The following is a 10,756-nucleotide window of genomic DNA, read 5'->3' on the forward strand; positions in this document are numbered from 1 at the left end:
TAGCCCTCCTCGCCGCGGCCGGCGGCGCCTGCCTCGGCGAGGAGGGTGGGCAGGCCCTGGTCCACGCCCGCGGCCGAACCGGCGGTGAGGTATGTGTCCAGGCCCGGCAGGTCCGCGAGCTGCTTGCGCAGCGCGTCCCGGTCCGCCGCACGGTCGATCGCCCGGTGGAAGGTCCAGCGGCAGCCGTCCAGCTCCGCGAGCAGCCGCTCCACCGTCGCCAGATCCGGCATGCCGTCCGCGTCCAGGAAGCCGAAGACGAACTCCTCCGCTCCCTCCGCCCGCAGTCCGCGCGCCGCCGCCACCAGCGCGTCCACATCGCCCGGCCCGCCCGGTTCGCCCACCGTGAAGCCGTCGGCCAGCCGCAGCATCACCCGGAGCGGGATGTCGACCGCGGCACGGATCTCCGCGAAGGTCTCGCGGGGCGGAGTCAGCCCGTCCGCCGCCATGTCGGTGACGAGTTCGAGGCGGTCCGCACCTCCGCTCCGGGCTGCGACCGCGTCCTCCGCATCGAGGGCGATCACCTCCAGGACTGCACGCTTGCTCATGAGACCTCATTCATCGGGGAGGATGTCGGGCTATAGGTCTAGTCCAATGTCCAGCCTAAGGGGAGCGAGAGCCCGGCGCACCGGCGCACCCGTACCGTGAATCACTGCCGCAACATGGCCGCACCTCGGCCGCACCTCGGGACGGACGTCCGGAGCTGTTCGGCAGACGCCCCGGAAGATACCCCCCATGGGTACCTTGAACTCCATGCGGGCGGGAGGTATACCTGGAGATAGCAATACCCCCAGGGGGTACGATGAGTATCATGTGCCCTACCGGTCGACCACCAAGGAGCCGTCAGCAATGAGCCTCGCCGGAACCACCGGCGCACCCGCCGAAGTCGAGCTCACCATCGGCGGTATGACCTGCGCCTCCTGTGCCGCCCGTATCGAGAAGAAGCTCAACCGCATGGACGGTGTCGCGGCCACCGTCAACTACGCCACCGAGAAGGCCAAGGTCTCCTACCGCGGTGCGGACATCGCCGTACAGGACCTGATCGCCACCGTCGAAGCCACCGGCTATACGGCACGGGAACCCGCGCCCGCGGCAGCGGAACCGGCCCCTACGGAACCCACGCCTGGCGGCCACCGCCCGCAGACCGCCGAAGACGCCGCCAAGGACGCCGAGCTGCGCTCCCTGCGCGAGCGGCTGATCACCGCCGTCGTCCTCTCCGTACCGGTCGTCGCGATGGCCATGATCCCTGCCCTCCAGTTCGACTACTGGCAGTGGCTCTCCCTCACTCTCGCCGCGCCGGTCGTCACCTACGCCGGCTGGCCCTTCCACCGCGCCGCCTTCACCAATGCCCGCCACGGCGCCGCCACCATGGACACGCTCATCTCGGTCGGCACGTCGGCCGCATTCCTGTGGTCGCTGTGGGCGCTGTTCTTCGGTATGGCGGGCATGCCCGGGATGACTCATCCCTTCGAGCTGACCATCAGCCGCACCGACGGCACCGGGAACATCTACCTCGAAGCCGCGGCCGGCGTGACCGCCTTCATCCTCGCCGGGCGCTACTTCGAGGCGCGCTCCAAGCGGAAGGCCGGCGCGGCCCTGCGGGCGCTGCTGGAGCTCGGCGCCAAGGAGGTCACCGTCCTGCGGGACGGCCGTGAGACCACCGTGCCCACGGCCCGGCTCCGGCTCGGCGACCGTTTCCTCGTACGGCCCGGCGAGAAGATCGCGACGGACGGCACCGTCGTGGAAGGCTCCTCCGCCATCGACGCGTCGATGCTCACGGGCGAGTCCGTGCCCGTCGAGGTGTCCGTCGGCGACACGGTGACCGGCGCCACGCTCAACGCGGGCGGCCGGCTCGTGGTCGAAGCCACCCGTATCGGCGCGGACACCCAGCTCGCCCGGATGGCCCGGCTGGTGGAGGACGCGCAGAACGGCAAGGCCGCCGCCCAGCGGCTCGCCGACCGTATCTCCGCCGTCTTCGTCCCTGTCGTCATCGGCCTCGCGCTGGCCACGCTCGCCGTCTGGCTCGGCAGCGGCTCCGGGCTGACGGCCGCCTTCACCGCCGCCGTCGCCGTACTGATCATCGCCTGCCCGTGCGCCCTGGGCCTGGCCACACCGACCGCCCTTCTGGTCGGCACCGGACGCGGCGCGCAGCTCGGCATCCTGATCAAGGGCCCGGAGGTCCTCGAATCGACTCGCCGCGCCGACACGATCGTCCTCGACAAGACCGGCACGGTCACCACCGGGAAGATGACGCTGCTGGCCACGCATACGGCCCCGACCACCGACGAAGCCGAGGTGCTGCGTCTCGCCGGCGCCCTGGAGCACGCCTCCGAGCATCCCGTCGCCCGCGCCGTCGCCGCGGGCGCCGTCGAACGCACAGGCAGCCTCCCTGTCCCGGAGGACTTCACCAACGTCCCAGGCCTCGGCGTCCAGGGCAGTGTCGACGGCCACACCGTCCTCGTCGGCCGCGCCCAGCTCCTCGCCGACCGGGAGATCCGTCTCCCGGCCGACCTGGAGCGCAGGAGGGCCGAGGCCGAGGCGGCGGGCCGCACCGCCATCGCGGTGGCGTGGGACGGTGAGGCACGCGCCGTCCTCGAAGTCGCCGACGCCGTCAAGGAGACCAGCCCCGAAGCCGTACGCCGTCTCCGTGCCCTCGGTCTGACACCGATCCTGCTCACCGGCGACAACAAGGCCGTCGCCGCCTCCGTCGCCGCCGAGGTCGGTATCGATCCGGACCAGGTCATCGCCGAGGTCATGCCCGAGGACAAGGTCGACGTCATCAAGAAGCTCCAGGCGGAGGGCCGTTCCGTCGCCATGGTCGGCGACGGCGTCAACGACGCCGCGGCGCTCGCCCAGGCCGACCTCGGCCTCGCCATGGGCACCGGCACCGACGCCGCGATAGAGGCCGGCGATCTCACTCTCGTCCGCGGCGACCTGCGCGCGACCGCCGACGCGATCCGGCTGGCCCGCCGTACCCTCACCACCATCCGCGTCAATCTCTTCTGGGCCTTCGCCTACAACGTGGCCGCCATCCCGCTCGCCGCCGCCGGGCTGCTGAACCCGATGATCGCCGGGGCCGCCATGGCCTTCTCGTCGGTCTTCGTGGTGGGCAACTCGCTGCGGCTGCGCGGCTTCAAGGCGTCGTAGCGGCTGTGGAGCCCGCTGTGTACGAGCACTGCACGGGCGGCCGGGCCCGGGACGAATCCGTTCCGGGCCCGGCCCTATGGTCGTCCCATGCCCGCCGCCTCTGATCCCCGCGACCTCCGCGATCCGCGCAGTCGCTTCGCCACCACGCTCCTCGCCCTGAGTGACAGCCTGGACGACCCGTACGTATACGCCGACGACCTCCTCGCCCGCTGGGCCGAGCCTCAGCGCCGCTACCACACCACCGCTCATCTGCTCGCCGTCCTCGACCACATCGACACACTCGCCGAGTACGCCGACGACCCGGACGTCGTACGCCTCGCCGCCTGGTTCCACGACGCCGTGTACCGTCCCGACCGCTCCGAGAACGAGGAGCGCTCCGCCCGTCTCGCCGAACGCGCCCTGCCCGAGGCAGGTTTGAGCGACGACCGTACGCGCGAGGTCGCCCGGCTCGTCCGTCTCACCACCACCCATGCCGCCGGGCCGGACGACCGCAACGGCGCCGTCCTCTGCGACGCCGACCTCGCGATCCTGGCCTCGGCGCCGGACGCGTACGCCGCGTACCAGGCCGCGGTCCGGGAGGAGTACGGATTCGTCCCGGACGCGGACTTCCGCGCGGGCCGGGCGGCCGTACTGGAGCAACTGCTCGCGCTGCCGGGCCTGTTCCGTACTCCCTACGGCGTACGGGAATGGGAGCACCGCGCTCGCCACAACCTCGCCACCGAACTGGCGGCGCTTCGGGCGTGAGTGCGGGCTGGGAAGGTACGCGGACGGGAAGTACGCGGGCAGGAATACGGGCGGGAATGTAACGTCCGATACCCGCGTTAGCACCTGTCGTGCCCGACTCCACCGCCCGACGCCCCGGTATGCCGCTCGCCGTCTACATCCTCGGCCTCGCGGTCTTCGCCCTCGGCACCAGTGAGTTCATGCTCTCCGGCCTGCTGCCGCCGCTCGCCGACGACATGAACGTATCCATCCCCACCGCCGGACTCCTCATATCCGCCTTCGCGATCGGCATGGTGATCGGCGCTCCGCTGCTCGCCGTGGCGACCCTGCGGCTGCCTCGCCGTACCACGCTCATCGCCCTGATCTCCGTCTTCGGCCTCGGCCAGGTCGCGGGCGCGCTGGCGCCGACGTACGAGGTGCTCTTCGCGTCCCGGGTGGTCAGCGCCTTCGCGTGCGCCGGATTCTGGGCGGTCGGCGCGGCCGTCGCCATCGCGATGGTCCCGCTCGACGCGCGCGCCCGCGCCATGGCCGTGATGATCGGCGGCCTGTCCATCGCCAACGTACTCGGCGTACCGGCCGGCGCGTTCCTCGGCGAACGCCTGGGCTGGCGCTCGGCGTTCTGGGCCGTCGGCGCGGCCTCGGCGGTCGCCCTGGTCGGTGTCATGACGCTGATCCCGCGTATCCCGGTACCGGCCGAGAGGCCGCGGCTCAAGCGGGAGCTGACCATCTACCGCGACCGTCAGGTCTGGCTCTCCATCACCGTCACCGCGCTCTCGGCGGGCGGTGTCTTCTGCGCGTTCTCGTATCTCGCGCCGCTGCTCACGGATGTGGCCGGGCTGGACAGCGGCTGGGTGCCGAGTGTGCTCGGGCTCTTCGGCGTCGGCGCGCTGGTGGGTACGGCGCTGGGCGGCCGGTACGCGGACGCGCATCTCTTCGGTGTGATGCTCAGCGGTATCACCGCCTCGACGGTGCTGCTGGTCCTGATGGCGCTCACCGCGTCGAATCCGGTCGCCGTGGTCACGCTGACCTTCCTCCTCGGCGTCTCGGCGTTCTACACGGCACCGGCCCTGAACGCCCGTATGTTCAACATCGCCGCCGCGGCCCCCACCCTCGCGGGCGCCACCACCACGGCCGCCTTCAACCTGGGCAACACCGGCGGCCCTTGGCTCGGCGGCACGGTCATCGACGCGGACCTCGGCTTCGCCTCGACGGCCTGGGCGGGCGCGGCGATGGCGGTGGTCGCGATCGCGCTGACGGCCGTATCCCTGCGCTTCCACCACAAGGCGACCAGCCGAGTGGTAGCGGGCTCGCCCACGGTGACGGGCTCGCCCACACCTCAGCCGTCCGCGGCCGAGGCGTCGTCCGTCGAGGCATGAAGTCGTCGCTCAAGGTGTGTCGTCGCTCAAGGTGTGAGAACAATGCGGCCGTTGAGCGAGCGGGTCTCCATCCGCTCGTGCGCGGTCACGGCGTCGGCCAGCGGGAGTACGTCGACCTCGGTCTCGGCCAGGCCGTCCGCGACCGCCCTCAGCGCGGCCTCGGCCGCGGGCCGGAGTTCCTCCATGTGCGTCGGGACGTAGGAGCCCGCCGAGAAGCCGGAGACGGTGGCACTGCTCAACCAGAGCCGGTTGCTGTCGACGACGTTGCCCCAGTCGCCACCGGCGTTGCCGACCAGCAGGAGACGGCCGGACGGTGCCAGCAGATCAAGGCTCCGGGTGCGGACCGCGCCGCCCACCGGATCGATGATGACGTCGAACGTCTGGCCGTGGAGGGCGTCGGGCAACTCGGCGGAGTCGACGATCTCGTCGTACGGCAGTCTGGTGGCGGAGGCCGCCTCCAGCTTGCTCGTACGGACCGAACCGACCACCCGTGACGCACCGAGTTGCCGCGCGATGCCGGGAAAAGCGGATGCGAAACCGCCCAGGGCGCCGTGGACGAGGATGCTCTCCCCTGCGGTCATGCGGGCGACGCCGGTGAGCGCGAGGTGGGCCATCGCCGCATTGGGGACGACCGCGGCAGCGAGGGCGGGATCGATGCCGTAGCCCTCCGTGGATATGACGAAGGCCTGGTCGCTGATGAGCACCGAGGCATACCCTCCCGTGCCGGTGGCGGAGAGCGTCACCACCTTCTCGCCGACCGCGAAGCCGGTTACGCCGTCGCCGAGCGCGCGTACGGTGCCCGCGACCTCAAGACCGGGAACGAACGGCGGCTGAGGCAGTCCCTCCCGGTCCTTGAACAGCCCTTGGCGGAAGAAGACGTCGATGAGCCCGACAGCCGCGTGGGTGACGTCGATCGCGACCTGCCCGGGCCCGGGTTCCGGATCGGGCAGATCTACGACGCCCAGCACACTCGGGTCGCCGAATCGTGTGACGTGAACAGCTTTCATGATCATTCCTCTTCTTTCGCGCTCATCCGAACGCCTTAACGCACCTCATGATGCGTTAAGGCGTGCGGCGAACGTAGCATGAGCGGCGGAGTAGCGCACCTCGCGAGCGTTAGAGTTTCGGTATGCACCGCAGAGCCCGATCGATCGAGGACAAGACACGTCGCTCCGAAGACCTGCTGGCAGCGGCCGAGGCGCTCGCCCTGGAGCTCGGCGGCGTGCGGCACATCACTCTGGCGCCGGTCACCGAACGCGCGGGCCTGCACCGCACCGGCGTACGGCGCTACTACGCCAGCAAGGAGGAGCTGCTCCTCGAACTGGCCGAGCGCGGCTGGGGCCGGTGGCGCGACGCGATCGAGGACGAGGTCGGCGATCGCACCGGGCTCGGGCCCAGGCAGATCGCGGCGGTGGTCGCCGGGACTCTCGCCTCGCTGCCTGTCTTCTGCGACCTGTTGACGCATGTCCCGCTGTCCCTCGAAGGCGACGTCGACATCGAACGGGCCCGCCGCTACAAGACCAATTCCTTCGCCGCTCACGACGAGATCGCGAGCACACTGGATCGCGCGAGCAGCATGACGGTCGAGCAGATCGAGGGCCTGCTGGCCACGGCACTCATGCTCGCGGCCGGCCTCTGGCAGGTGTCACACCCGACTCCGACGCTCGCCGCCCTGTACGAGCAGGTACCGCGCTGGGGCCATGTCGCCCTCGACTTCGCGCCGAAACTCGGCTTCCTTCTCGAAGCGACCGCGGTCGGACTCGCCGGGACAACGGCTCCGGCCGAGGCAACGGCTCCGGCCGAGGCAACGGCTCCGGCAGACGCGAACTAGGGCGTCCGAGGCGTCGGCATCGGCGGGGCCGGGCGGCCCTTGGGGCGCCTCAGCCCCGCCTCTGTGAGTCTGCGTACGAGTTCCTTGGAGCCGATCTCCACCGCGCCCGCGCGTACCACGTCGCCGTAACGGTCCGACGGGACGTCGTAGTGGTCGCGTTCGAAGGCGCGGCGCGGGCAGCCGACCGTGGCCGCGAAGGTGTGGAGTTCGTCGAACGAGACGTCGCTGACCAGGTGGGACCACATACGGCCGTGTCCCGGCCAGGTCGGCGGATCTATGTAGACGGTCACGAGGCGCCCGACTCGCCGGAGGCGCCTGGGCCACCTGGCCCGCCGGGCCCACCTGAGTCACCCGAACCGCCGGGGCCGTCCGAGTCATCCGGCGGCCCGAGCACCGATCCCAGCGATCCCACCGCCGCGATCACCACGCCCGCCTTCCCGCAGACCCAGTGCGGATCGGGCCCCAGCTCCGGTTCCACGTCCAGGGCGTGCGGCTCGGACTCCACGCCGTCGGTCTCCACACCCTCGGTCTCCGCGCAGACTGGACAGAGCGGCCAGCGGCCGTACCGTTCCATCAGCGCGTCCTGCACGTCCTGGGCGACCAGTCCCGCCACATACGCGGCACCCTCGGGCCACTGCTCGACCCACCAGCGCCGGTGCGACACCGACTCCTCCACCAGGGACACGACCTCGGCGCGCGCCACATCGCCCGCGATCAGATCGGCCAGCACCAGCGCACGCGCGGAGTGCAGCACGCGCTCCAGCGGATCCACTTCGATGTCGGGGTCGCTCATTCCGCCATTGTCACGGATAACCGGGGCTTGACGACCGGCCAAATCCGAAAATATCTTTCAAAGGTGACCCAAGATGTGAAGGAAATTTTCAGCGTCGAGCCCCCACCCGCACCCGCCGCGCTCGCCGCCAAGGTACGGACGCTCGCGCCCACGATGACCCGCTCCATGCAGCTCGTCGCCGAGGCCGTGGCGGGCGATCCGGCCGGCTGCGCCGCGCTCACGGTCACCGGTCTCGCCGAGCTGACCGGCACGAGCGAGGCCACCGTCGTCCGCACCGCCCGGCTCCTCGGCTATCCCGGCTACCGCGATCTGCGCCTCGCCCTCGCCGGCCTCGCCGCCCAGCAGCAGTCCGGCCGCGCGCCGGCCGTCACGGCCGACATAGCCGTGGACGATCCGATCGCCGACGTCGTCGCCAAGCTCGCCTACGACGAACAGCAGACTCTCGCCGACACCGCCGCCGCGCTCGACACCGTCCAGCTCGGCGCCGTCGTCACAGCAGCGGCGGCGGCCCGGCGCATCGACATCTACGGCGTCGGCGCCTCCTCCCTCGTCGGCATGGACCTCGCGCAGAAGCTGCTGCGTATCGGTCTGATCGCCCACGCCCACTCGGACCCGCATCTCGCCGTCACCAACGCCGTCCAGCTCCGCTCCGGCGACGTGGCCATCGCGATCACCCACTCCGGCTCCACCGGCGATGTCATCGAACCGCTCCGTGCCGCCTTCGACCACGGCGCGACGACGGTCGCGATCACCGGCCGCCCGGACGGTCCCGTCTCGCAGTACGCCGACCACGTGCTGACGACCTCCACCGCCCGGGAGAGCGAGCTGCGCCCGGCCGCCATGTCCAGCCGTACGAGCCAGCTCCTGGTGGTCGACTGCCTGTTCATAGGCGTCGCCCAGCGTACGTACGAGACGGCGGCGCCCGCGCTCTCCGCGTCGTACGAGGCGCTCGCGCACCGGCACAGCCCGCGCAGCACAAGCCGCTGACCAGCCCACACGGCGACTCGCAAGGGCACCCGCACCCGGACACTCTCACCACGCAGAAAGAGCAGTTCCCTGATGACCTCCCAGCAGGACCAGCACGGCCGGCACGGCCAGTACGGCGAACTCCGCGCGCAGCTCGACACCCTCACCACCGAGGCCTTCCGTCCCGAGCTGGCGGAGATCGACACACTGCCCACTCTCGACATCGCCCGGCTCATGAACGGCGAGGACACCACCGTCCCGGCCGCCGTCGCCGCCCAGCTCCCCCTGATCGCCGCCGCCATCGACGCCATCGCCGAGCGCATGGCCCGCGGCGGCCGGCTGATCTACGCGGGCGCCGGTACGGCAGGACGCCTCGGCGTCCTCGACGCCAGCGAGTGCCCGCCCACCTTCAACACCGACGCGGACGAGGTCATAGGCTTGATCGCGGGCGGTCCCGGCGCCATGGTCACCTCCGTGGAAGGCGCCGAGGACTCCAAGGAACTGGCCGCCGCCGACCTCACCGCCACCAAGCTCACCGCCACCGACACGGTCGTCGGCATCTCCGCCTCCGGCCGCACTCCGTACGCGATCGGCGCGGTCGAACACGCCCGCTCCCTCGGCGCGCTCACCATCGGTCTCTCCTGCAACGCGGGCAGCGCGCTCGCCGCCGCCGCCGAGCACGGCATCGAGGTCGTCGTCGGTCCGGAGCTGATCACCGGCTCCACCCGCCTCAAGGCCGGTACGGCACAGAAGCTTGTCCTCAACATGCTCTCGACGATCACCATGATCCGGCTCGGCAAGACCTACGGGAACCTCATGGTCGACGTCCGCGCCTCCAACGAGAAGCTGCGCGCACGCTCCCGCCGTATCGTCTCGCTCGCCACCGGCGCCTCCGACGAGCGCATCGAGACCGCGCTCGCCGCCACCGACGGCGAGGTGAAGAACGCGATCCTCACCATCCTCGGCTCCGTCGACGGCCCCACCGCCGCCGCGCTCCTCGCCGACTCCCAGGGCCACTTGCGCACCGCGCTGAAGGCCGCCCGCACCAGCTGAAAGACCCGCGCCATGGCACGAACACCACCCGCAGAACCGGCCTACACGGACAAGAACCGCGCCACGGCCGAGGCGATCCTCCCGCTCGTCGGCGGCACCGGGAACGTCACGTCCGTCGCCCACTGCATGACGCGCGGTACGGCTACGGAGCCACCTCAGCCCCCACCGCACCCGGCCCCGCACCCGCACCCGCACCCGCACCCGCACCCGGCACGAGCCTGACCACCCGCCAAAGGACGGCACCCCACGGAGGCGCCGTCCAGGCGTTGTCGAGGAGCCCTGGCCGTTGTGCGACCACGGCTCACCTTGCTAGTTCCCGCACTTGTGGCAAGGGCTGCTTCCCACGGATCGTGATCCGTCACAGTCGGGGCTGGGGCATGGCACGACTTCTTGGATCTGCGGCATCGCCGCCTCCTGTCCTGGATGACCCGCACTGCCCGCATGCCTGGCGATACACCGCGAGTACGCGGCCGGCGGCCCCGTACCGATAGTGGTCCTCGATCTCTCCGCCACAGCCCTGTGTGGCGCAGGGCGCCGTAACGCACGACGTCGTGTTCGTAGGTCCGGGGCCCGGCGGCAGTTCGCAGGCGAGGCAGGGAAAAAGGGTCTTTCCGTCCTCGTTCTCCACGTAGGCGATGGCCTCCGCGGCCTTGCAGTGTGGGCAGATGAGCGCCATGTCGTCCTGTCTCCTCCGGAGACACAGAGTCTTACGGCGCATCACACCGAATTGCGTGAATCCGGCCTTCTTTCACCTGTTGGGTGGAATACGCGCCGGCCATCACTTCCGGGTCCCCAAGATCACGGAACACACCCGCGTCCAGCATCTCCACGAACCGGCGCCGCCTGGCCAGCGCGTCAGACTCCGGCAGG

The 10,756-nt window shown here is 70.8% G+C and carries 10 protein-coding genes and 1 pseudogene; 7 read left to right on the top strand and 4 right to left on the bottom strand.

Going from position 1 to position 10,756, the window contains the following annotated elements:
* Positions 1–545 (bottom strand): copper homeostasis protein CutC (locus GA0115259_RS06700; RefSeq protein WP_107469143.1); only part of this gene is annotated, 545 nt, incomplete at its 3' end.
* A gap of 301 nt (positions 546–846) precedes the next feature.
* On the opposite strand from GA0115259_RS06700, the gene GA0115259_RS06705 reads away from it, so the two are divergent.
* The 3 genes from GA0115259_RS06705 (at position 847) to GA0115259_RS06715 (ending at position 5,243) form a co-directional block, all read left to right on the top strand.
* The gene (locus GA0115259_RS06705; protein ID WP_093592262.1) at positions 847–3,144 is read left to right on the top strand and encodes a heavy metal translocating P-type ATPase; all 2,298 of its coding nucleotides are present in this window, start codon (positions 847–849) and stop codon (positions 3,142–3,144) included.
* Between the two features lie 87 nt (positions 3,145–3,231).
* Positions 3,232–3,888, top strand: a complete 657-nt coding sequence (locus GA0115259_RS06710; RefSeq protein ID WP_093592265.1) for an HD domain-containing protein — start codon at positions 3,232–3,234, stop codon at positions 3,886–3,888.
* 119 nt (positions 3,889–4,007) lie between these two features.
* Positions 4,008–5,243: a Cmx/CmrA family chloramphenicol efflux MFS transporter gene (locus tag GA0115259_RS06715; protein ID WP_093592284.1), complete on the top strand. Its 1,236-nt coding sequence runs from the start codon at positions 4,008–4,010 to the stop codon at positions 5,241–5,243.
* 26 nt (positions 5,244–5,269) lie between these two features.
* Here GA0115259_RS06715 and GA0115259_RS06720 read toward each other — a convergent pair whose 3' ends face one another.
* On the bottom strand, positions 5,270–6,250 hold the full coding sequence (locus GA0115259_RS06720) for a quinone oxidoreductase family protein (RefSeq protein ID WP_093592269.1): 981 nt from the start codon (positions 6,248–6,250) through the stop codon (positions 5,270–5,272).
* A 122-nt stretch (positions 6,251–6,372) separates the two neighbouring features.
* On the opposite strand from GA0115259_RS06720, the gene GA0115259_RS06725 reads away from it, so the two are divergent.
* A complete protein-coding gene (locus tag GA0115259_RS06725; RefSeq protein ID WP_176732458.1) occupies positions 6,373–7,074 on the top strand; it encodes a TetR family transcriptional regulator in 702 nt (233 codons plus the stop codon).
* Here GA0115259_RS06725 and GA0115259_RS06730 read toward each other — a convergent pair.
* Positions 7,071–7,364 (bottom strand): DUF4031 domain-containing protein, encoded by a 294-nt coding sequence (locus tag GA0115259_RS06730; protein ID WP_093592272.1) that lies wholly within the window; start codon positions 7,362–7,364, stop codon positions 7,071–7,073. The two genes, GA0115259_RS06725 and GA0115259_RS06730, sit on opposite strands and share 4 nt — an antisense overlap.
* On the bottom strand, positions 7,361–7,867 hold the full coding sequence (locus GA0115259_RS06735) for a hypothetical protein (RefSeq protein ID WP_202449731.1): 507 nt from the start codon (positions 7,865–7,867) through the stop codon (positions 7,361–7,363). Before GA0115259_RS06735 ends, GA0115259_RS06730 begins: the two co-directional genes overlap by 4 nt.
* Before the next feature lie 63 nt (positions 7,868–7,930).
* On the opposite strand from GA0115259_RS06735, the gene GA0115259_RS06740 reads away from it, so the two are divergent.
* The 3 genes and pseudogenes from GA0115259_RS06740 to GA0115259_RS38870 form a co-directional block, all read left to right on the top strand.
* Complete coding sequence (locus GA0115259_RS06740) at positions 7,931–8,854, top strand: MurR/RpiR family transcriptional regulator (RefSeq protein ID WP_093592275.1); 924 nt, start codon at positions 7,931–7,933, stop codon at positions 8,852–8,854.
* Positions 8,855–8,926: 72 nt separating this feature from the next.
* Positions 8,927–9,886, top strand: a complete 960-nt coding sequence (gene murQ, locus GA0115259_RS06745; RefSeq protein ID WP_093592278.1) for an N-acetylmuramic acid 6-phosphate etherase — start codon at positions 8,927–8,929, stop codon at positions 9,884–9,886.
* Between the two features lie 12 nt (positions 9,887–9,898).
* Positions 9,899–10,021 (top strand): annotated as a pseudogene (locus tag GA0115259_RS38870) (PTS transporter subunit EIIB); the annotation flags it as partial.
* Positions 10,022–10,756 lie beyond the last annotated feature (735 nt).

The organism is Streptomyces sp. MnatMP-M17, from assembly GCF_900091995.1.
Lineage (GTDB): Bacteria > Actinomycetota > Actinomycetes > Streptomycetales > Streptomycetaceae > Streptomyces.